The sequence below is a fragment of the Desulfosporosinus acididurans genome, from assembly GCF_001029285.1.
In the GTDB taxonomy this organism is placed as follows: domain Bacteria; phylum Bacillota; class Desulfitobacteriia; order Desulfitobacteriales; family Desulfitobacteriaceae; genus Desulfosporosinus; species Desulfosporosinus acididurans.
Window position 1 is genome coordinate 54,154 of sequence record NZ_LDZY01000006.1, and the last position, 22,277, is coordinate 76,430.

The 22,277-nt window shown below is 43.7% G+C and carries 24 protein-coding genes; all 24 read right to left on the reverse strand.

Annotation, left to right across the window (positions count from 1 at the left end; all coding sequences use genetic code 11):
• Window positions 1-39: 39 nt before the first annotated feature.
• A complete protein-coding gene (locus tag DEAC_RS09545) occupies window positions 40-1,092 on the reverse strand; it encodes a DUF4179 domain-containing protein (RefSeq protein ID WP_047809836.1) in 1,053 nt (350 codons plus the stop codon).
• A 1-nt stretch (window position 1,093) separates the two neighbouring features.
• Entirely contained in the window at window positions 1,094-1,621 is a 528-nt protein-coding gene (locus DEAC_RS09550; RefSeq protein WP_047809837.1) for an RNA polymerase sigma factor, read from the reverse strand.
• A 149-nt stretch (window positions 1,622-1,770) separates the two neighbouring features.
• Window positions 1,771-3,675: an FtsX-like permease family protein gene (locus DEAC_RS09555; protein WP_047809838.1), complete on the reverse strand. Its 1,905-nt coding sequence runs from the start codon at window positions 3,673-3,675 to the stop codon at window positions 1,771-1,773.
• Window positions 3,662-4,426, reverse strand: a complete 765-nt coding sequence (locus DEAC_RS09560; protein ID WP_047809839.1) for an ABC transporter ATP-binding protein — start codon at window positions 4,424-4,426, stop codon at window positions 3,662-3,664. Before DEAC_RS09560 ends, DEAC_RS09555 begins: the two co-directional genes overlap by 14 nt.
• A gap of 87 nt (window positions 4,427-4,513) precedes the next feature.
• On the reverse strand, window positions 4,514-4,879 hold the full coding sequence (locus tag DEAC_RS09565; RefSeq protein ID WP_047809840.1) for a hypothetical protein: 366 nt from the start codon (window positions 4,877-4,879) through the stop codon (window positions 4,514-4,516).
• A gap of 121 nt (window positions 4,880-5,000) precedes the next feature.
• Window positions 5,001-5,918 (reverse strand): hypothetical protein, encoded by a 918-nt coding sequence (locus tag DEAC_RS09570; protein ID WP_242847116.1) that lies wholly within the window; start codon window positions 5,916-5,918, stop codon window positions 5,001-5,003.
• A 169-nt stretch (window positions 5,919-6,087) separates the two neighbouring features.
• Entirely contained in the window at window positions 6,088-6,660 is a 573-nt protein-coding gene (locus tag DEAC_RS09575; protein WP_047809841.1) for a 4Fe-4S dicluster domain-containing protein, read from the reverse strand.
• Window positions 6,660-8,027 carry a [FeFe] hydrogenase, group A gene (locus DEAC_RS09580; RefSeq protein ID WP_152671381.1) on the reverse strand — a complete coding sequence of 456 codons (1,368 nt, stop codon included), beginning with the start codon at window positions 8,025-8,027 and terminating at the stop codon, window positions 6,660-6,662. The genes DEAC_RS09575 and DEAC_RS09580 overlap by 1 nt, the downstream gene beginning before the upstream one ends.
• A 71-nt stretch (window positions 8,028-8,098) precedes the next feature.
• The gene (locus DEAC_RS09585) at window positions 8,099-8,677 is read right to left on the reverse strand and encodes a 4Fe-4S dicluster domain-containing protein (protein WP_047809843.1); all 579 of its coding nucleotides are present in this window, start codon (window positions 8,675-8,677) and stop codon (window positions 8,099-8,101) included.
• 51 nt (window positions 8,678-8,728) lie between these two features.
• Window positions 8,729-10,864: a formate dehydrogenase subunit alpha gene (fdhF, locus tag DEAC_RS09590; RefSeq protein WP_083996037.1), complete on the reverse strand. Its 2,136-nt coding sequence runs from the start codon at window positions 10,862-10,864 to the stop codon at window positions 8,729-8,731.
• Window positions 10,865-11,003: 139 nt separating this feature from the next.
• Complete coding sequence (locus tag DEAC_RS09600) at window positions 11,004-11,378, reverse strand: Na-translocating system protein MpsC family protein (protein WP_047809846.1); 375 nt, start codon at window positions 11,376-11,378, stop codon at window positions 11,004-11,006.
• Between the two features lie 467 nt (window positions 11,379-11,845).
• A complete protein-coding gene (locus tag DEAC_RS09605) occupies window positions 11,846-12,436 on the reverse strand; it encodes a DUF4367 domain-containing protein (RefSeq protein WP_207642582.1) in 591 nt (196 codons plus the stop codon).
• Window positions 12,437-12,581: 145 nt separating this feature from the next.
• Entirely contained in the window at window positions 12,582-13,151 is a 570-nt protein-coding gene (locus DEAC_RS09610; RefSeq protein ID WP_047809848.1) for an RNA polymerase sigma factor, read from the reverse strand.
• 346 nt (window positions 13,152-13,497) lie between these two features.
• Window positions 13,498-14,415: an urease accessory protein UreD gene (locus DEAC_RS09615; protein WP_152671382.1), complete on the reverse strand. Its 918-nt coding sequence runs from the start codon at window positions 14,413-14,415 to the stop codon at window positions 13,498-13,500.
• Entirely contained in the window at window positions 14,376-14,987 is a 612-nt protein-coding gene (gene ureG, locus DEAC_RS09620) for an urease accessory protein UreG (protein ID WP_047809850.1), read from the reverse strand. The genes DEAC_RS09615 and ureG overlap by 40 nt, the downstream gene beginning before the upstream one ends.
• Before the next feature lie 68 nt (window positions 14,988-15,055).
• Window positions 15,056-15,736: an urease accessory protein UreF gene (locus DEAC_RS22180; protein ID WP_053006361.1), complete on the reverse strand. Its 681-nt coding sequence runs from the start codon at window positions 15,734-15,736 to the stop codon at window positions 15,056-15,058.
• A complete protein-coding gene (locus DEAC_RS09630) occupies window positions 15,733-16,164 on the reverse strand; it encodes an urease accessory protein UreE (RefSeq protein WP_047809851.1) in 432 nt (143 codons plus the stop codon). The genes DEAC_RS22180 and DEAC_RS09630 overlap by 4 nt, the downstream gene beginning before the upstream one ends.
• Window positions 16,165-16,184: 20 nt before the next feature.
• The gene (gene ureC, locus DEAC_RS09635) at window positions 16,185-17,891 is read right to left on the reverse strand and encodes an urease subunit alpha (protein ID WP_047809852.1); all 1,707 of its coding nucleotides are present in this window, start codon (window positions 17,889-17,891) and stop codon (window positions 16,185-16,187) included.
• A 109-nt stretch (window positions 17,892-18,000) separates the two neighbouring features.
• A complete protein-coding gene (locus DEAC_RS09640; protein ID WP_047809853.1) occupies window positions 18,001-18,363 on the reverse strand; it encodes an urease subunit beta in 363 nt (120 codons plus the stop codon).
• Window positions 18,364-18,420: 57 nt separating this feature from the next.
• Window positions 18,421-18,723 (reverse strand): urease subunit gamma, encoded by a 303-nt coding sequence (locus DEAC_RS09645; RefSeq protein WP_047809854.1) that lies wholly within the window; start codon window positions 18,721-18,723, stop codon window positions 18,421-18,423.
• Window positions 18,724-18,750: 27 nt separating this feature from the next.
• Window positions 18,751-19,443: an urea ABC transporter ATP-binding subunit UrtE gene (gene urtE, locus DEAC_RS09650; protein ID WP_047809855.1), complete on the reverse strand. Its 693-nt coding sequence runs from the start codon at window positions 19,441-19,443 to the stop codon at window positions 18,751-18,753.
• Window positions 19,431-20,192, reverse strand: a complete 762-nt coding sequence (gene urtD / locus DEAC_RS09655) for an urea ABC transporter ATP-binding protein UrtD (RefSeq protein WP_047809856.1) — start codon at window positions 20,190-20,192, stop codon at window positions 19,431-19,433. Before urtD ends, urtE begins: the two co-directional genes overlap by 13 nt.
• A gap of 35 nt (window positions 20,193-20,227) precedes the next feature.
• Entirely contained in the window at window positions 20,228-21,337 is a 1,110-nt protein-coding gene (urtC, locus tag DEAC_RS09660; protein ID WP_083996039.1) for an urea ABC transporter permease subunit UrtC, read from the reverse strand.
• A 29-nt stretch (window positions 21,338-21,366) separates the two neighbouring features.
• Complete coding sequence (gene urtB / locus DEAC_RS09665; protein ID WP_047809857.1) at window positions 21,367-22,272, reverse strand: urea ABC transporter permease subunit UrtB; 906 nt, start codon at window positions 22,270-22,272, stop codon at window positions 21,367-21,369.
• Window positions 22,273-22,277 lie beyond the last annotated feature (5 nt).

Here is a 22,277-nt window from a genome sequence, read left to right on the forward strand (position 1 = left end):
TCAATTTTAGGATCTTAATCTCAAGAGAAATATAATCGTTTACTTTGCAGCTTTCACCAATTTTACAACACTGTTCTTACCGTTAGCATCTTTATACATAAGCTTAAACCAATCAACCTTATCAAAGCTCGAAACTTCGAAGGTCATTGAAACCACAGCTTTGTTATTGACCGTAGACATATCTGCCATCCCAGAGCTTTTATAACTATTGCCCTTCGAATCCACTAATTGAACCCTGGATATAATAGTTTCATCATTAGGATTTGGAGTAGCAAGAGAAAATTTAACATTGAACCCGGTCGGCAATAATTCAGCAGAGTCAATACTAAACACTTCATTATTATTCGCTGCAGTATAGGTTATACCTTTAGTGTTCGCGAACTGCTTGTCTAAGGAAACCTTCTGCTCCCAAGGCCCCTTGATAACTTTAAGGGGTTTATCTGCTCTGCCTTTAGCATATAAGGCAATACTCTTAATTTCCACGTTTAGTTGGTCGGTTTGCGGGATACTAGATGACGGAGATTGAAATAAAACATTATATCTTAAACTTCCGCTATTCTTGTTGGTATCATCTGTTATGGAATCAAATCCTCCTACCGGCTGATTCGGATAACCATCGCCTGAAATAACGTTTCCCTGACTATCGGTTATGAGCATATCCAAATTCATTGATTCCACGTTTTTTAGCGCCTTTAAATCATCAAATTTTACATCAACTGAGAGACCAAGTCTTGATTTGTCAATAACGACGTTGGTAACCTTAGTCTCTACTCCCTGAGATTTTACCGAAGCAGTTTGCAGTTCCTGCCCATATCCATTTTCGACGGCCCTTTCAACGCCGGTATGATTCCCCCAAAATGTTGCTTTTATAGCTGCAATTACCGGCTGATTGAACGTTAAGCCTAAGAAGAGCACAACTGCTGCTGCGGCCATCCAGCGTTCTTTAAAAGACACAAATTTTTTGGCAGACCTTTGTTTTCTTTGGTTGCGAATTTCATTAAAGGCTCCTTCAGCCTTATCAAGAACACTTTGAGGAATTTCAACATTACGACTTAAGGAACTTTTTAATCGCTGCTCAAAATCTCTTTCCATATTACTCTACCTCCAATAGTCCGGTACAGCTCAATTTTAACTGTGCTCTGGCCCGAGATAATCTTGATTTTATAGTTCCTTCCTTCTCATTAAGGATTTCGCTGATTTCTCTGGTATTAAAGCCATTGACATAATAGAGAACAATAACTGTGCGGTAGTCAATACTTAATCCCATCAGAATTCGCTTGAAGTCCATATCACCCTCTAGATAATCATGATTAACAGCTTCGGTTAACTTGTCCGCTTCTTCATAAGAGCCAATGCACATTACTCTGCTGTTTTGCTTGATAATATCATTGCATTTGTTAATGAGGATCTTAATAAGCCATGCCTTAAAACTGCCGGGATTTTTCAAGGACTGCAAACTTTTAAACGCTAAGAGAATGGTTTCCTGAATTGCATCTCCAATGTCCTCTTCAGCGGCAAGCCTAGTTCTTGCCACTTTATACAACATCGGCATGTAGGAGGTTAAAGCTCGAATAAAAGCTTCCTCATCACCTTTTTGAGCCTTTTTTATTAGAAATTCCATATTGCACCTCATTTATGGCATTCCGGAATGCACATATCAATTTGTCTTTCTATCTATAAGACTCAGTACCTTAGCAAATAGTTGCATGATGCTCAAATATTTTAGTGCCAACAATATATAAATTTACAAACAGCCTGCTTCGACGCTGCTTATAGTCCAAAACCCAGCAGTTCTCTTCTCGAATATCTCAGCACCATAACGAATTGAAGCGCCGCTAAGCCTAACCCGATGAGCAGACTGTAGCCGGCAGCCTGCCAGCCATAGCCATAAAATTCATTAACCGCGTAGCCATAAAGACTCCCCATAAACAGACCGGCGATTACTTGAGGCATAAAGTAATAGATGTTTTTATGACGTATCATTGTCAACATTTCCTCTGCAGTTACACCCAGCCGGCAGAGGCCGGATAATAGTCTCTGTTCTTCTTCCCCTTCGGCCTTAATCTTAAAATGAATCATGATATTGGCGGCAGCACAGAATAAAACCTCAACAAAAAACATCACAAACAGCAAAAATTCTGCCGACTGTTGGGCCAAGGTGTAAGATTCAACCCTCGATGTTGCCCAGTAATAACGTTGCTGTACCGGCTTGTCAACTCGATTCTTTTCTAATAAATAGTTCTGGACAGCAGCAATTCCTTTGCCCGAATTCTGCCACTGCTTAAACGAGTACAATTTGAGGATCCCCGCCCAAAAATCGGAGCTCTGCCCGGCTATTTTCCGATAATCAGCATCATTCAAAACCAAATTACGATCAGCCAAAGTCGGATTTCGATTGAATAAGATACGTACATCACTTCCTGCGGACTTTAATTCCATTGTCTCCTGACCGCAATCAAAACCGACCGTTGACGGTGAAGTCAGATCATGCCGGTATCCATCCTGAAAGTCAAACTGAAAAACCGTCAAAAACTCACCTTGGGGAATTTGATAGCTAGTGCCAAATTCCTTATTTACTTCGGAAAGCGGAAGCAAATTATAGACCCCGTTGCGCAAATAATCCACCTGCTTGACCCCTTGAACGGTTACCCCATTTTGAGCCAATAGGTTAACGATATTCCTGTCAGCCACCTGATTTTTACCGAAAATCTGTGAATACACCAAATCATAGGGAGAATTGCTGATAGCATCCTTGGTAAGAGCCTGATACATAATCCCGGTCGATCCGGCAAAAAAAACGCAAAATCCAACCAGCCAGGCAGCTATTATGCCAATCCTGCTTCTTGACCCGGCATGCTGCCTGTTAAAAGCAATCCCGAGAAAATGATGATCCCGAAACCCCGGAATTATTTTAGCCCAAACGTTATCCAACGTCTCCACCTGGGCCAAAATAAAACCGGAGCCTGCCAAGATAACGCCAAAACTAATTTCCAGCCAAAGCACTGAATTAGCCTGAACATAACCAATAAGCATCATCGGAACAGAAACGGAGACTAAGATCACGCCAAAGATTAATTGTCCCCTGCTTGATTTTCTTTTCCTTTCGCCTCGAAATTTTTCTTTGATCAGATCGATAAGTTCCATCTTTTTGAATCCTATGACACTCATTACCAGGGTAAAAAGGATCGTCAAGCCATAGAGCAAAGCCGTCCATTGATAAGACTCGACGTTAAAATACCAATGCAATCCGGATACCCCAATCACGTGTTGAATGACGAAATAAAAGACAAAGGCTATCAATGTGCCCAGGAGCAACCCAGCGAGCAGCGATATCCCAGCAATCAGGCACTGCTCTAAGAGCATATTGGTTAGGACTTCTGTTTCACTCATTCCCATGGTCATTAAAATACCATAGTCATGTTGGCGGAGTTTCATAAATTGCTGATAGGAATAGGGAATAAAGAGAACGAAAAAAATGCCGACAAATAGGCTTGGGGCATAAATATTGCTGGAAATATAGCTGTTTACGCTTTTAGGGTTCATAAACGCCTGATTCGTAAATATGGCGGCAAAGCTATAAAACAGGACAAGAGAAAAGACATTGCCTAAAAAATACAACCGGTAACGCCGAAAGTTAGCCCTTAACATTTTTCGGGAAATATCAAAAAAGGTCATCCTGCTCACCTCCCATCAAGGTCAGCATTTCTGTCAGAGAATCCAGAAATTCCTTACGGCCGCCTGTCCGCTGTTCTTCGGCCACAAATTCACCGTCTTTTAACAAAACGGTTCTGTGACAATGGCTGGCAGCAAAGGTATCATGAGTGACCATTAAAAGAGTCGTGCCAAATTCGCGATTAATCCGCAGAAAATAGTTCATCACTTCCCGAGTGTGCTTAGAGTCCAGATTTCCCGTCGGTTCATCAGCCAAAATAAGAGCAGGATTGTTGATAAGCGCCCTGCCAATAGCTGTCCGCTGTCTCTCTCCGCCGGATATTTCCGTGATACTTTGATCCCGGATATCTTCGATGCCCAGAATCTTGAGGATTTTTTCTGCTTGTTCTTCCTGTTCCTCCGCCGGCTTTTTCTCCAGGATCATCGGCAGCAGGATATTTTCTTTCACGGAAAGGCTTTCAATCAGATTAAAGTCCTGAAAGACCATTCCTAAACTTCTCCTGCGGAATAAGGCTGTTTCCGCTTTATTCATCTCTGCCAGATACTGACCGTCAATCCAAACGCTTCCCTGATCAGAACAGTCCACGCCGCTGATAATATTTAAGAAAGTTGTCTTGCCGCTTCCCGACGGTCCCATGACAGCAACCATTTCCCCTTGTTTTACCTGCAAATTAAGGCCTTTTAAGATTGTATTTTTTTGGCCATTCCTAGTTTGATAATATTTCCATACATCTCGCATTTCTAAACTGATCATACCCTTATCCCCAATCTTTTAATAAATCCGCACACTAAAATAAAGCCGGAAGATCCGGCTTAAAAAACTGTTATGATTGGGCAGGGTTCATTCGTCCATACGAACGCACAAAGATACAAGGGTATCGTTTCTTCTCCAGAGCAATTTGCTCTGGTTTTTCCAAATAAGACATAGTAATGGCAAATGCAAAAGGATATCAACTCTACCATCAGATCCAATACCCTTGATATTGTCTCTGCTATAGGTATCCTTAATCTTTTCCCAGCCATATGTATCCGTTAACATAGTATGATTTAATACGATTGACTGATTGCTTGAAATTCCTTCGTGATCGCCACTATTAGAAGTAGTCCCGCTTGAGACAGTCAGGTTTACAGCCAAGAAAAGAATAAAAACCAACGGAATCAAGGCGATTCTCGTTATACATTTTTTACTTCTGTAGATTAATGTCATCCTATCAAAATCCTTTAACTAAAACGTACATTCATTTACACCTATTATGAAGTCTGATTCCGCATTTATTATATCATAAGCAAAAAATTTCAGTTCAAAAATACGTAATCGCTGCACGATGCTATTTTAATACCTTTCTTGATACATGTTTATCCTTAGCTGCACAATTATAAAAATTGTCAATTATTAATACCGAAAGGTACGTCCAACAAATTGAAATTGTTGAGACCAATACAAACCGACCTTCCTTAACCAAAACAATATTCAGCTTGCAGCCAATATAATAAATTATATATAGCAAGATTATCACTAAGGCTTTCCAAATCCCTTTAAGTCGCAAAAAATGAATCAGCATAACTGAACCCGATAACAAAAAGAAATGTCCCAAGGCTCCATAAAGGCGACTAACTTCCGGATCAGAAATTAAAGTTGTGTTGAAATCCTGAAGTCTAGATAACATCAGTAAGCCCCATACCAAAGTAATAACATTACATGTATAAAGAGCCAAAAAGATATAACCATAATAAAATACAGGCTCAATACCCTGTATTGCTTTTACATACATTTTTTTAACTACCCAGAAAAAAAGCGGAATACCCATGACAGTCATCCAAGTTTCGTACCAGTTATGGCGATAAATACCCAAACTTAAAAACAATTCCTCAATAAGACCATATATCAAGCCAACTATAATAAACCAATAAAATTTTAAATTTAGAACTACAACTAATAAGGCTGAAGCCCCTACAGAAAATTGAGAAAATAAATTACCCGCCAGTACATCGTCAAACGGGCGTGGGGGATTTTTCAGTATCATAGGATAATAGACATATGCTTTTAGAAAAAACAGGACCATCGTTTCAAATACAAGAGCAATCCCTGTTATCGTCAGGTAAAATGCAATTGTCATTTTACGGCGGTTTTTGGCCTTATTCACTGTAAAAATTAATTCTATAATAGTTGAGAGACCTAAAAGTATGTACCATATTGTATTAGTCCAAAATGTATTGTCATGCATACGACCACCAGAAAAATACAAGCAGCACGTTTAATTCCTCCCAAAGTCATTTTTCATAGCTTGCCCAATATTTTCAGAAAAGCACAATGGGCAATCAATATTATCCTTGATTTTAAAGTTTACGATTTTTCACCCCATAAAATAGGGTATTGTCTCTTAAGATCATAAAAGACAATACCCTTTCTCAAGTTTATAGATAGGAATAATCCCTGATTATCACACTCCGACGTCTCTTTTCTCTCATTGCGCCTGCGATAACATCAGAATTGACAATTCTTAAAGCATCTGTCGGACACACTTCCATACAGGCCGGTCCGCCTTCTCTTCCTAAGCATAAGTCGCATTTATTCGCAACCATTTTCTCTTTAAAGCAGAGCTTGCCGCCGTCATCACATTTTAATCCCGCTTGCTGTTTTTTCTCTCCGCCTTCATAGCTTGCAGCCATCTCTATAGCACCAAAAGGACATGCCAAGATACAGGTTTTACAGCCGATACAAGTCCTCTGATTGATATAGATAACACCCTCCTTATTCACAATGCACCCTTCGGAACAAGCATTGGCACAAGGAGCATCTTCACAGTGCCGGCACTGGATGGGAGCGCTGACAGCTGCAGTTTTTACGACACTCAGCCTTGGATTAAATTCAATTTCCCGCTTTGTTGAGGTAAATATATTCTCACTCGAATGCGCCACAACACAGGCTACTTCACAAGTTCTGCAGCCGATGCACTTATTGGGAGCTGCGACAACGAAGCTATTCATTAGTTTTGCCCCTTTCTGGCAACATATTCCGTATGCAATAGATGGTGAGATTGATGTCCCAAAGGTTCCCCCAAGAATTCCTCATACAGTTTTTGAATATCCGGATTTTCATGGGACTTCCTTATTTTCAGCCGGGAATCATGTTCATAAATTGAAGCTTTTCTGCTTCTTACCGCCTCTTCTCTGTACTCAGGTAAAAGAAATTTCGGCTGTCCTCCGCCATTGATACATCCTCCCGGACAAGTCATTACCTCAATAAAGTGGTATTGGCATCTTCCTGCTTTCACATCTTCAAGGATCTTAGCAGCATTCTTTAAGCCCGAAACTACAGCAACCCTAAGTTCCAGCTCACCCGCCCGTACCATTGCGGTCTTGATTCCCTCTCCGCTCCTTACAAAATTCAGTTCTATCCTGGGGGCCTTCTCTTTGGTTATTAATTCATAACACGTTCTCAAGGCTGCCTCCATGACTCCGCCGGTTGTACCGAAGATAGCACCTGCTCCTGAATAGTTTCCTAACGGTAAATCAAAGGCTTCATCCGGCAGATTGGCAAAGTCAATTCCTTTGTCCTTGATCAGCTGTGCTAACTCCCTTGTTGTTAAAACAACATCCACATCCCTATAGCCGCTGTCTGCCATCTCTTCTCGCGTACATTCAAATTGTTTGCAGGTACAAGGCATTATTGCGGCACTCAAGATTTTAGCGGGATCCATAGTATCAATCTTGGCCCCATAAGTCTTGAAAATAACTCCGGACATCTGCTGAGGCGATTTACAGCTTGATAAATGATGAAGCAATTCCGGATATTCCTGTTCAGCATAGTTTACCCACGCGGGACAGCAGGAGGTAAACATCGGCAGATCCTTACCCTCGGTTATCCGTTTTACAAGCTCATTGCCCTCCTCCATAATCGTTAAATCAGCTCCGAAATTTGTATCATATACACGATCAAAACCTAATCTGCGCAGTGCCGCAGCCATCTTACCGGGCGTGAGTGAACCATAAGGAAAGCCGAATTCTTCTGCCAAAGAAACTCTCACAGCCGGTGCACATTGCACAACCTTATACAGCTCGGAAGAGGCCAACGCCTCCTTTACTTGTAGAGCATGTCCAACGTTGTAAGCTGCAAAAAGGGGCTCTTTGACAGTTTCCAGCATTCCCCTTTCCCTAAGTTTAATGGCTCTTGGTGTCAAGCTTTCGTCAAAGGCCGAAGCATAAGCACTGCATATCTGCACACATTGGCCGCATAAGACACAGCGTTCCGAATTGATGAATTGCGGGGCGTCTTGTTCCCCTTCAATAGCGTTCAAAGGACAAACTTCTGCACAGCGTCTGCATCCTGTACATAATTCACAATCTATATTCATTAAATAATTTCTGCTGACCATCGTTATTTTTCCCTTCCCTTAGCTGCAATTATCGTTTCCGGTTAACCCTGTTAGTTTAAGGCTGACAGAAGATTTACAGCAGCCTGACGATTTCGCCGCTTTTTTTCTTCCGCAGGAATTACCAGAGTTAAGGCTTGCTGCGGACAGGCAGTAACACACGCCGGTTCACCATGGTCTTGACATAAATCACACTTATAGGCGATGGTTTTAACCTTTTCTTCCAGACCGAATTCGCTTTCTTCTTTCAGGTTGGCCTGTATTACAGCTTCACCATCCTTAAACTGCGGCAGTAAATCTATAGCGCCAAAAGGACAAGCGAGCAGACATGTTTTGCAGCCGATACAATCATTCTCGTCAATTACAATCCTCTTGTCCTCCTGCTTAATTGCTCCAATGCGGCAGGAATTGGCACAGGGTGCATCTTCACAGTGCCGGCATTGAATCGGCATTGTAAAGGTTTCACCCCTCACCAGGTATAATCTTGGAATGACCGGGGCTGCTATAGTTCCCACAGACATCGCCACTTGATTATTCTTGTTATGAACTGCAAAGCAAACTATTTCACAAACTTTGCAGCCAATACATTGATTCGGGTTTGCCACTACAAATGAATTTAAAGTTCCACTCATCTTGCCTCGACCTTTCCTCTGCCATCTTTAACCTTTTATCCAACGTAAGACTCACACGTTTACACCCATCTGTTTCCTTAATTTAGCGTACTCGTCTCTTACGTGCTGCTCCGCCCCTGCCTGGTCCTTAATTCTTTCCACTTTAACTGCGCAATACTTAAATTCGGGGGTTTTGGTAATTGGATCAACATGATCACTGGTCAATTCGTTGCATGCCCCAATCCACCACTGATACGTCATATAGGTTGCACCTTTTTTCACTCTTTCAGTGACAAGAGCCCTGGCCATAACGCTTCCCCTTCGTGAACTGATGCTTATCAGCTCCTGGTCTCTGATATGAAGTTCTTCAGCGTCTTCGACACTCAGCTGTACATATCCGGGCTCATCTGCAAGCTGCTGCAGAGCACGGCAGTTTCCCGTCATCGTTCTGACAGAGTAATGCCCGACTTCCCGTACCGTTGACAGGCTCAGGGGAAATTCCTCATCTACCCGTTCCAGAGGAGGTCTCCAGTCACAGGCAAATAATTGTCCTTTCCCATTGGGCGTTGAAAATTTATTTCCTTCATATAAATAGGGAGTTCCGGTATGCTCCTCCGTCGGACATGGCCATTGAATGCTTCCCAATTCATCCAAGCGCTTATAGCTTGCTCCTGCAAAACTTGGACAGAGACCTCTCATCTCATCCCATATTTCCTCCGTATCCTCATACTTCATCTCATACCCCATAGCCGTAGCAATTTCACATATAATCTGCCAATCGGGCTTGCAGTCTCCCTTGGGTTCCACGGCTTTTTTGAATCTTTGGAAGCCGCGGTCAGCAGAGGAATATACCCCTTCATGCTCTCCCCAGGAGGTCGCCGGCAGTATAACATCGGCGTGAAGTGCCGTCTTGTTCATAAAAATATCCTGAACAATGACCAGCTCCATCTTATCAAGAACTTCTCTTACCTCACCGGCGTTAGGATCACTCTGCACAGGGTCCTCTCCCATGATGTAATAGGCTTTAACCTTATCCTCTTGGAGCACCAAATGAGGAATTTCCGTAAGCTTATAGCCGATCCGCCCGGATAATTTCACTCCCCAGGCCTTCTCAAATTTCCTCCGTGCTTTTGCATCCGTCACCGCTTGGTAACCCGGAAAGACATCAGGAAGCGTTCCCATGTCACAAGTTCCCTGAACGTTATTTTGCCCTCTTACCGGGCCAATTCCCACATTCGCCCTGCCCAAATTACCGGTCAGCAGTACCAGGGAAGCCAGCCCTCTCACAACATCGACGGCCTGAGAAAATTGGCAAACGCCCATTCCATAGAGAATCATAGCGTTTTTCGCCCCGGCATAGTCTCTCATCGCTTTTCTTATATCATCTGCCTTGACCCCGGTGATTGCCTCAGCATATTCAGGAGTGTACTTAGCCACCGCAGTTTTATAGTCTTCAAGGCCTTCCACATACTTACCCACATATTCCTTGTGATACAGCGCTTCGTTAATCAGGACATTACCGCAGGCATTAACTAAGGCCATATTGGTGCCTCCTTTTAACGGAAGCCACAAATCGGCAATCCTCACGGATTCAGTTATTCTTGGATCCACTACGATAATCTTGGCTCCTTTTTCCTTGGCCTTGATGATTCGCCGGGCAACAATAGGATGAGAGTCCGCCCCGTTGTACCCAAATATCAGCAGTAAATCCGCATTTTCTATCTCAGGGATAGAATTGGACATTGCACCGTTTCCTAATGACTGGGCCAGACCGGCCACAGAAGGAGCGTGTCAAACACGGGCGCAGTGATCGATATTATTGGTGCCAATCACAGCCCGCATAAATTTCTGCATGACATAATTGGCTTCGTTTCCGGCTCCTCGTGCCGAACCGGTACCCATAATAGCGTCCGGACCGTATTTCTTTTTAATTTCAGTGAGCTTCCCTGCAACAAAACCGATGGCTTCCTGCCAGGAAACTTCTTCCAATTTCCCATTTTTTCTGATGAGTGGTTTTTTTAGCCTCGCGGTCAAGATTTGAGGATCATTTAAGAAATCCCATCCATAATAACCCTTTAAACAAAGATTTCCTTCATTGGTTCTTCCATCGGCAGCCTCAGCTCTGATTACTTGCCCATCCTCAACGACAAGATACAACTTACACCCTGTACCACAATAAGGGCAGACTGTTAATACTTTTTTCTCCATGTTTTCTTCTCCTTTTATATAGTTATCAAAGCCCGGCTAGATATAATTGCTGCTCGGACCTTGAGTGAAAACAAAAAACCAGTACACAGCGTTTTAAAACGCCATTGTACTGGTTTATTAAAAGCTAAAAAGTTCTAGTTCAAACCTTTTTCTTTTCAATCGAACCATCGCCTATGAACTTTAAAAATAAAACAATCGTTCTGTCGGAACTTTCAAGATGATTAATTTGCCAACTATATTCAAAGTTCCTGCCTATTAATTCATAAACCTCTTCTGCATATTGATTTTCCAGATAAGGCCTCAAGGTTTTCCAATATTCTTTGACCCGCTCAACGTCGCCCTCTTCGACTAAGATTTCGGACAGATTGGAAAGAATCCCTTTAATAGTTATGGTTATCAATTCATCGTCTATTTTTACTATAACATACTCGGGACCCTTTCCTCTATAGTGTTTCACTATTTTTACGGCTAATTTTCTTATTTTCTCCTGCATTTCAGGACTTTTGTCAAACATTACGATGACACCTCAACTAGCAACCCCGGTAAAGATTGATAAACAAATTTCCTAAAGAACGCACTTATTAGGTTGGCTACTCGTATTACAATATTCTACACCATACAATAGAGTTCGACAAGTTGCTAGGTATAAGACAACGCCACTTGATATCCCTTCTTGCTATTTTCTTTTATAATTCGTTTCGCCACTGAAAATCACTTGGATTAATTTAAATCCAATTTAAGTCTAATCTATTGTTTTATACTGGTTATGGATTTTTTTAACGTTATTTGTGTTCTCTAACACAATGGTATCGGCATTCTCAAAGAAGAAGCCCCTTACACGTGCCTAAGAGCGTCAATCGGATTTTTAACCTACTCGCTTTTCTCGCAGGAGCTATGCCGAAGATAATTCCCACGACTGCCGCAATTGTACAACATTTTAGCCATTGTTCATGTCCTCGTTACACAGAGCGCTGTTAGAAATCACCTCATGGATTCAGCTATTTTTATTAATGTGTTTCGATCAGCGCCGCTGCAAAAAATTCTGAACCAATACTTACCATCAGACCAATTGATGAAAAGAGGTAACGAAGTTTTTGCTTGCATAACTATTATTCCATCATTTTTACCAATTTTTACGTTATCTACAGTATAACCTTGGTCAGGAGTAGCCATAGTTACGTCAGTTGCACTTGTTTCCCTGATATCCAGTAGCTCAGACTCTACAGAAACTACTTTTCCTCTGCCATCAGGAGTTAGGAATTTTTGGGTAACCCTAATCGCAATCGTTTCAGCCGAGCCGACGCGTCCAACAAGAGTAGGGGTATTATCGTTAATCGTAATTCCTTGCGGAAGGTAAGTTGGAAGTTTGATTGGAATTTTCGCGATTTGTCTAGCATGGGAAAGTGTTGTTGGCACAAACAAATCAGGGATTATTTCTGCTACCTTCTCTCCAGTGTTTTGCACAAATGTTAGTGTAAAAGCACCCACCCCATTTCTTAGAAGCCAAGATTTCACGACACTATCTGCAAACGCAGAAGTTATCGAACCAAGTGCTATACTAACAGCTAACACTATCACCGTGGCCGCTAACCCGGCTCTACGTAGATATAGTCGTCTATTACGTCTAAATACATGCTTTTTTTGTATGCTCGGCCACAAATATTGTGGTACCTCAATCCCGTCGGCTGCCCTATGAAGCCCTGCTCTTAGAAAGTTCTCAGTCATGATAGACACCTCCTAATAGTTCCACTGTTTGAGGGAAAATTCTTCGCAATCCTTCCCGCCCTCTATTCAAGCGAGATTTTACAGTGCCCAACGGAATATGTAGCGTTTTGGCAATTTCAGCTTCACTTAGGTCTGCATAATACCGAAGCACTAAGGGTACTCGCAATTTAGGCGGAAGTCGTTGTACTGATCCCCAAATTTCAATGCACTGTTCTTTACTTACAGCTGCAGTTTCTGGATTGTTTTGTGAAGGCGACCATTTTTCAGGAATTATGTCCGTTGGGATTGGCCATTTTATCATCCTTCGCGTCAAGCGCATTGCTTCATTAATAAGTATGCGATAAAACCATGCCCGAAATGGTTCACCGTCTCGAAAACGTCGGATATTCTTAAATACCTTTAGAAAGGCTTCTTGGCACACTTCCGTAGCCACGTTCGAGTTTTTCACTAAAATGAGTACTGTTCCATAGGCGAATTGAATGTGTTGTTGATAGAGTTTCTCAAATGCCGCCTCATCATGGCTTTTACATCTCTGAATTAATTCTATCTCTTCACTGTGCATTTATGAACGACTCCCCCTTGTTTAAGGATCCACTAATAATACACTTTCCAAGTGAATTTAGTTCCAATCTCTAAGAAATATTTTAAAACTTTATTTATCAATGTTTGAAATCCATTATTCCAATCGATTAGGAACTTACTTCAGTATTTACATTTCGAAACTAAGGTCTTGAGTTTCCTGCCTTCAAGAAATAAATATGACAGATCAAGCGGCAATATAAATAGGGCACTGTCCTCAAAAATTGGTGACAGTACCCTTACATAATATTAATATAACTACTCAGCTAGTTAAGCCTTATTCGATTGGTCTTGAATCTGTCAATTAGTCAGATTGATTCTCATCAAATCTAAAATTTTCTCCACGGCCACTCAGGCTCATTAAATAATCTTAAACGCAAGATTTTCCAAATCTCTTTGAAACCTTCTTGAATACTTTCCGCACTATGGCCCAAGGCCCGTAAACAATATGTCTGTCTATTAATTTCAGTTCCGGCGATTAAAATCTTATAGCGTTCAGTGATCTGTTCCAAAAAACCGTCTTCATCTTCCGTGCGGCGCTGCAAAAGTTCAGACATTACCCATGGCAGATGCTGATCAATGGCCCAAAAGGTGCCGTAATGGGTATAGCCATGCATTGGGCCAAGGGGACTCTTCCAAGTGTGTGAAAATGGAGGTGCCTTTTGCGGCTCCAGCCGAAACCGGTCACAGCTAATTAATTCACGATCCAGAAAAATTTGGGTCTGCTGATCCAGTAAATTATATTTAAAAAGCTCTTGGCGGGCAACCCGTCCAGGAGCCGTAATTTCCCAAAAAAAGGCTGATGCTTGACTTGAAATCCAGAGATTAGTGCGACTATATAAACATGCTTCGGCAAAAGGTATGACCACTTCCGGCATATATTCGAGTCTTGCCCCTTGCTCGACAATCAAGGTTGTAAATTGCCTGGAAAGATCTCCTTGCGGTGAGCGAAAGACCTTGGTCGCCCCTTGACCAAAAACAACGGCCTGCGCGTCCCTCTTTACCCTTACGGATATACTGTGCTGATCTCCTTGCAGAAGGCCGGCAGCAGGATTCATAATAAAGAAAAAAGCCGCTCCCTGATCATTGGAATAAAGAGGGGCTGAAGCCCGCAGCGGCATTCTTTGCCGCAAAGAGCTGATATAACTCTTACCACCTTTTTGCTGAACTTCAAGTTGCAGAACACCGTGTTTTAAGGGTGCAATCATCAAACAATATCCTCCATGATCACGTTTTTCCTTATCCACATTAAAACTTGATCTAAACCTTCTTCAGTTTTCAGATTGGTAAACAGGAAAGAGCGTTCACCGCGCATGCGCAGCGAATCTTGAGCCATCACTTCCAGACTGGCCCCAACATATGGAGCAAGATCTGTTTTATTGATGATCAAAAGATCGGAGCGCGTAATTCCCGGACCCCCTTTGCGGGGAATTTTTTCTCCCTGTGCCACATCAATAATATAAATCGCGACATCGACTAATTCCGGACTAAAGGTCGCCGCTAAATTATCCCCGCCGCTTTCCACAAAAATAAGTTTTACATCTGGAAATCTCTCTTTAAGTATCTCAATCGCTTCCAAATTCATTGAGGCGTCTTCCCTTATGGCTGTATGAGGACATCCTCCCGTTTCCACGCCAATGATTCGATCCTCCGGCAAAACCCCATTGCGGCAAAGGAATTTCGCATCTTCTTTAGTAAATATGTCATTGGTTATTACAGCAACACTATAATCCGCTGCCAAATAGCGGGTCAGTTTCTCTACAAGGGCAGTTTTGCCTGATCCCACAGGGCCCCCTACTCCAATGCGAATCGGCCACATAGCGAAATCCTCCTTTTATCAAGTTTTTTATGAAGCTCTCAAAAAGCTCTGTAAGGGCCTAAGACAGCCTAAGACATAAAGATCCGGGAATATAATTGTTCATGGGCCATAGCGGCCCAATCGAAGGCCGGTGCACTGCCGCCCCAATCCTTTTCCGTAGCGGCAACTGCCCATTGGATGCAAGTATTGAGCAAGGGTTGAAGCTGCGCAAGCACCTGCTGCCCGCTTGTTTGTCCCAACGGGACAGCCCGCACACCGTTGGCAATCAGAGATGCAGTACTCATATGCGCAAAAGCAGCCAGCAGCAAGGGTAATTCGATTTTAGCGCTGGCACCATAATGTCCCAGAATAATAGCATGATGACCAAAGGGGAAACTTACGTCAACAGTATAATCAGCATCAATTTCCATAAGTAATTGGCGCAGCCTCTTCCCCATCTTGTGACTGCCCGCACGGCTTTCCGAGGGCAATTTTAGAGCATTTAATCGTCTGTCCAATAAAGCAAGCCGCTGCCCATCAGATTGCCGGGCAGCATCCCAAGCAAGTTTTACGGCGAGTAAATCCGTAGGCCGCCAAGTGTAATAGAGAAACGTCTGCATAAAGCGGTTTAATTCTTCCTTGCTATTAATGTCCCCGCGCTGAATTATAGTTTCCAATCCGAAAGATTGGGTAAAGCCTCCTGAAGGAAAGGAGGAATCTGCCAGCTGCATCAAGCGCAGTCCCTTTTCCAAAGAAAACTTTTCCATCATGGTGCGAAAGCCCGGTCCTCTTTTACTGGGGATAAACCCAGCTTGGTCAGCTGTTCAACGAGTACCGAATTATAAGGAGTCAGCAAAGAATCGCTCTTCACCTCGATAGGCGCATGCATATTGCCGATGGCATGGGCAGCCAAACCCATTTCCTTCATATTCCGGACCGGAACAAGCAAGACCGCTTCTTCCTTTACCCTTACGACAATGACGTGGCCATCTTCCCGGTAAAGAATATCCCCAGGATGCAGATGCCCGCTCCCCAGTTGGATTCCAATATCCCGGCCCACATCTGATGTCTTGCGCAGGATTCTCTTCTGAAGTTCATCCCAGGAAAGGAAGACCTGTTCAACAGTTAAAGCTTCTTTTCCATGCTGATGATCTTCTTCCAAGTCTCTCAGTTTACCTACCACTTTCGTAACTATCATAGCTTAGAACTCCTCCCATGCTAAAACATAAAGTAACGCTGAGCCAAAGGCAGGACTTCTAGCGGCTCACAAGTCAGGTTCTCTCCATCGGCAGTCACTTGATAGGTTTCAGGGTCCACTGAAATCTGCGGTGTCGCCGAGTTATGCTTCATGTCGGCCTTCCCAATATTGCGGCAGTTTTTCACCGGAACAAGTTGTTTTGCCAGCTTTAACTCCCTGGCCAGTTTTTCCGAATCCGCTGCCTGAGATATAAACGTTAAGGAACAGGCGGCGATTGCTTGCCCAAAGGAAGCAAACATCGGTCGTTGGATCACCGGCTGAGGTGTGGGAATGGAAGCATTAGCATCACCCATGGCGGCATACATAATAAACCCTCCCTTGATCACCATACTTGGTTTTACCCCGAAAAACTTCGGATTCCAAAGTACCAGGTCCGCTAATTTACCCTTTTCAACCGAACCAACTGTATGACTGATTCCGTGGGTGAGCGCAGGATTAATAGTATATTTGCTAATATAGCGCTTAATCCGGTTATTATCGTTCTCTCCGCTCTCAGATTCTAAGAAACCCCTCTGCAGCTTCATCTTATGGGCCGTTTGCCAGGTTCTGATGATCACTTCGCCAACCCGCCCCATGGCCTGAGAATCCGAAGACATCATGGAAATAACGCCCAAATCATGTAAAATATCCTCAGCAGCAATGGTTTCCGGCCGGATGCGGGAATCAGCAAAAGCAATATCTTCCGGAACTCGTTTATCGAGATGATGGCATACCATGAGCATATCAAGATGTTCTTCCAGGGTATTCACCGTAAACGGCCGGGTAGGATTCGTTGAAGATGGCAGGACATTAGGCAATGAGGCTACTTTAATGATATCCGGAGCATGGCCTCCTCCCGCTCCCTCGGTATGAAAGGTATGAATCGTCCGCCCGCCAATGGCAGCAATGGTATCTTCGACAAATCCTGCTTCATTCAGGGTATCCGTATGGATGGCGACCTGAATATCATATTCGTCGGCAACCTTGAGGCAGCAATCAATAGCGGCAGGAGTCGATCCCCAATCCTCATGCAGTTTAAGACCCATGGCCCCGGCTTTTACTTGGGCTATCAAAGGTTCGGGCAGCGAATTATTCCCTTTTCCGAAAAAGCCCATATTAATTGGAAAGGCTTCAGCAGCCTGCAGCATCCGGTACATATTCCATTCCCCCGGCGTACAGGTGGTAGCATTCGTTCCGGCTGCCGGGCCGGTTCCGCCTCCAAGCATAGTTGTAACGCCGGAAGCAATGGCCGTCTCAACTTGCTGCGGAGAAATAAAATGAATATGGCTGTCAATTCCGCCTGCCGTAACGATAGAGTTCTCTCCGGCAATCACCTCGGTCCCAGCTCCAATCGGAAGGTTAACTCCAGCCATTGTCTTAGGATTTCCTGCTCGGCCCAGGCCATAAATCCGACCTTCCTTGATCCCAATGTCAGCCTTGATAATACCCCAATGGTCGATAATTACGGCATTGGTGATCACTGTATCCATAGCTTCGTTCAAAGCTTGAGGGTCCTGGCCCATCCCATCGCGAATAACCTTGCCACCGCCAAATTTGGCTTCATCACCAGGGCTGGTCATATCATCTTCTACTTCCAACCATAATTCCGTATCTGCCAAACGAATTTTATCGCCAGTGGTTGGTCCATACATATCGGCATGCTGACGACGGGACATATTCAATGTCACAGTTCCATTCCTCCTCATATTCTCTCGTCGGGACATGTCGGCAAAATGATCCGCACGGATGATTTTGTTGACAAGCCCGGGAGAAGGCTCTCATCCTTGCTGGGATTGCCTAAATTCCGATTTGGCTAAACCCTTGCTCTCGAGCCCGCTCTATACATGCCGACTTGTCCATACAGCCGGAACTTAAGTTATTGGCTCCCAACCAAGGCCCTTTGCCCGAAAATTGAACAAGGTTTACCTTGCGGCTTTCCCCAGGTTCAAAGCGAACTGCGGTCCCTGAGGGAATATTTAAACGCATGCCCCAGGCTAAAGCCCGCGCAAAAATTAAATACCTGTTCACTTCAAAAAAATGAAAATGGGATCCCACCTGGATGGGCCGGTCCCCGGCATTCTCAACAACTAAGGTTTCTGTTTTTAGCCCTTGATTGGCCTCGATAATGCCTTCAGCCAATTTAACCTCTCCCGGTATCATTAACGTTTACCTCCTTTAACAAAAAACCTATTCTTATCTCCAAACCCAAACCTGAATCTAAAGGATCGGATGATGAACGGTCACCAATTTCGTCCCGTCGGGAAAGGTTCCCTCAACCTGAATTTCCTCAATCATTTCCGGGACCCCTTCCATAACCTGGTCACGCCTTAAGATCTTTAGCCCCAGTTCCATGAGCTGGGCAACGCTGTAACCCTCCCGAATTCGTTCCAAGAGTTCGGCGCTGATCAAGGACACGGCTTCCGGATAATTCAATTTTAGGCCCCGGTTTAAGCGGTCACGCGCCACCTGTCCTGCAGTATAAATTAATAATTTATCTTTTTCGGCCGGACTAAGATGCATCCCCTACCCCCCCTTTCTGATCTGAATTTAAATGGCCAGGAGTTTCTGAATTTCCTCTTTATTGATTTCCCGAGTGAAACCTTTGGCCTCTATGCGCCCTTTTTCCATGACATAATAATAGTCGGAAACCTCCACGGCAAAGTCCAGATACTGTTCAACAATCAGGATCGTTAAGCCCTCTGCCTGTCTCAATTGTTTAATGACCCGGCCGATTTCTTGAATCACAGAAGGCTGAATTCCTTCCGTTGGTTCATCGAGGATCAGTAATTTTGGCTTAGCTACCAAGGCCCTGGCAATCGCCAGCTGCTGCTGCTGCCCCCCGCTTAAGTCTCCCCCTTTTCGTTGCAGCATGGTTTTTAAAACCGGAAACAGGTCGTAAACCGTTTCATCAATACTTCCCTTACCGCCAAGGGCCTCAAGGCCAAGCAATAGATTTTCCTGAACCGATAACTGGGGAAAAATATCCCTCCCTTGAGGGACATAACTAATCCCTTGCCGAGCCCTAAAATACGTAGGTTCCGCAATGATTTCCCGGCCGTTAAATTTAATGCTTCCTTTAGGGGTACGAACCAAGCCCATAATACTTTTTAAGAAAGTCGTCTTGCCCACCCCGTTACGTCCGAGAAGACAGACCACCTGCCCTTTAGAAACCTGCAAATTGACATTATTTAGAATGATGCTTTCTTCATAATTGGCCTCAAGTTTTGTTACATCAAGCATTCGCCTTCCCCACCCCGTCCAAGGTATACATCGATTACCTTTTGATTGCTCTGAACCTCAGAGACACTTCCCTCATCCAATATCGCTCCTTCATGCAGGACCGTAACCTTCGTGGCATAATCTTTGACAAATTCCATATCGTGTTCCACCACGATGATGGTACAATTTCGAGCTATTTTTTCCAAAAGTTTTCCGGTGACATCCGTTTCGGAACGGCCCATACCGGCAACGGGTTCATCCAAGAGCATAAGCTTAGGCTCCTGGGCCAGAAGCATGCCAATCTCCAGCCACTGTTTTTCCCCGTGAGATAAGGCTTTGGGGGTGTTCAAGCGTTTTTCATATAAGCCGATCGTCACTAAGATATCTTCAATTCTCTCCCGTTGCTCATTGTTCAGTTTGTGAAAAATTGACGAATATAATGACCTATCTTTGACCACCGCAAGTTCCATATTTTCATAAACACTCATGTGCGCAAACACGGATGGCACTTGAAACTTTCGCCCTATACCGATATTGACAATCTCGTGTTCCGAATAGCGAGTGACATCCAGATTACCGGAAAACAGCACTTGTCCGGATTGAGGCTTAACCCGCCCGCAAATTGCATCGAGCAACGTTGTTTTGCCGGCACCGTTGGGTCCGATAAAAAAACGAATCTCACCTTTCTCAATCTCTGTCTTAACATGATTTACAGCCCTGAATCCGTTAAAACTGACCGTTAAATTATCAATTTGCAAAATGGAATCCATGTCCCCACCGCCTTTCAATTCTGTTGTTCTGCGGGTTAAGCCGCTTTATCCGTGCTTAAGTGCTCGGTATGGTTAGGGGGTTGCTTAAATCTCCGAGCCATTTCTTTGACCAATCCGACAATCCCCTGGGGCATTAACAAGACAACAAAGACAAAAGCTAAACCAATAAAGTATGACCAGACATCCGGAAAACTGTCACTGATTCCGCTTTTTAAAGCATTGACCAAAATTGCCCCAATCACAGCGCCAATCAATGTTCCGCGACCGCCAATCGCCACCCAGATAACCATTTCAATCGAAGGCACTATGCCCATTTCCGCCGGGGAAATAATACCGACTTGAGGCACAAAGACAGCGCCGGCAAGACCGGCAATAGCCGCAGACAAACAATAGACAAAAATTTTATAGGTTGCCGGATTATACCCCGAGAACCTTACCCGGTTTTCCCCGTCCCGGATGGCGACAAGGATCCTGCCGATTCTTCGTTTAACTAAAAAGTTGCAGAAGAGATAAGTCACAACAAGAAGAGCTAAGGAAATGTAATATAAAGTAAGCTTTGTGGTATCACTTGACAAAGAGAAACCCATGATGCTCCTGTAGTTTGTCAGACCGTTTGTTCCGCCGGTGTAAGCCTGTTGACCAACAAAAAGCACACTAAAAATAATAGCCAAGGCTTGAGATAAGATAGAGAAATAAACTCCTCGAATACGATTCTTAAAGGTAAAAAAACCAATTACGAAGGCCAACCCAGTTGGAATCAAGATGGCCATGACGATGGCCAAAGCGCTGTTCGTAAAGGGTTTCCAAAACCAGGGGAGAGATTCCAAGCCGCTCCAGGACATAAAATCCGGCAGTTTCCCTTGGGCGGCTTCTAATTTGAGGTACATGGCCATACAATATGCTCCAAGTCCAAAGAAAACGCCATGCCCAAGACTAAGAATACCGGTAAATCCCCAAATCAAATCTAATCCAATTGCCAAAATGGCATACGCTATAAATTTTCCCAGTAGATTGACTCTAAAAATTGATAAAAATAAGGGAGCGAATACTAAAAGTAAAATAAGGAAAGCGAACACAAGCAACTCTTTCGATTTTGTTAAACGCCGAAGATCAAATCGCGAATTTCGAACATTGGCCTCAGTCATTGTCATCCCCCTTTCCATCATCAGCATCCTTAGTCATCTAAAGAACGACTGCTGATATTGAACAACCCATTAGGCCTCCACTGCAATAAGGTAATAATTAAGATAAAGACCAGGACCTTACCCAGAGAAGCATTAGTCAAAAATTCAAGGGTCGTGTTTGCCGTCCCGATTAAAAGCCCCCCCGCCGCTGTTCCCACGAGGGTTCCTACTCCGCCCAGAACAACAACCATAAAGGTATCAACAATATAATTCGTCCCTAAGGTAGAGCCGATTGAACCAAGTAAGGTTAAAGCACAGCCGGCAATTCCGGCGAACCCTGAACCAATAGCAAAAGTGTAAGCGTCTACTCTGCGGGTATTGATCCCCATGCTCTCGGCCATTTCCCGGTTCTGCATGACTGCCCGGATTCTTCGTCCAGTTTTGCTTTTGTAAAGCAGGAGAAACATACTGAGCAGACAAACAATGACCAGAGCGATAATAAACAGCCGCTTATAAGGCAATTGCAGCCCTTGGCTTAGAACAAGTCCACCGTCCAGCCAGCCCGGGCTTTTCACATCAACATTCGGTGCGCCAAAAATATTGCGAGCCAGCTGCTGAAGTACTAAGCTAACACCCCAGGTTGCCAGCAAGCTGTCCAGCGGTCTATTGTAAAGGTGCCGTATAACCGTACGTTCCAGGACAAAGCCGACAAGCCCGGAAACGATAAACGACGCAGGAATAGCCAAAAGAAAGTAGAGTCCGAATAAGCTTTTAGGCAAATGCAGGAATTGATTCTGCATGAGATAAGTTACATAGGCACCTATCATAATGAACTCACCATGGGCCATGTTGATGATTTTCATCAAACCAAACGTAATGGCTAGACCCAATGCGGCTAATATAAGAATAGAGCTAACGCTGATTCCATTAAAAATTTGCAAGAGATAAGTTCCCATTCTTC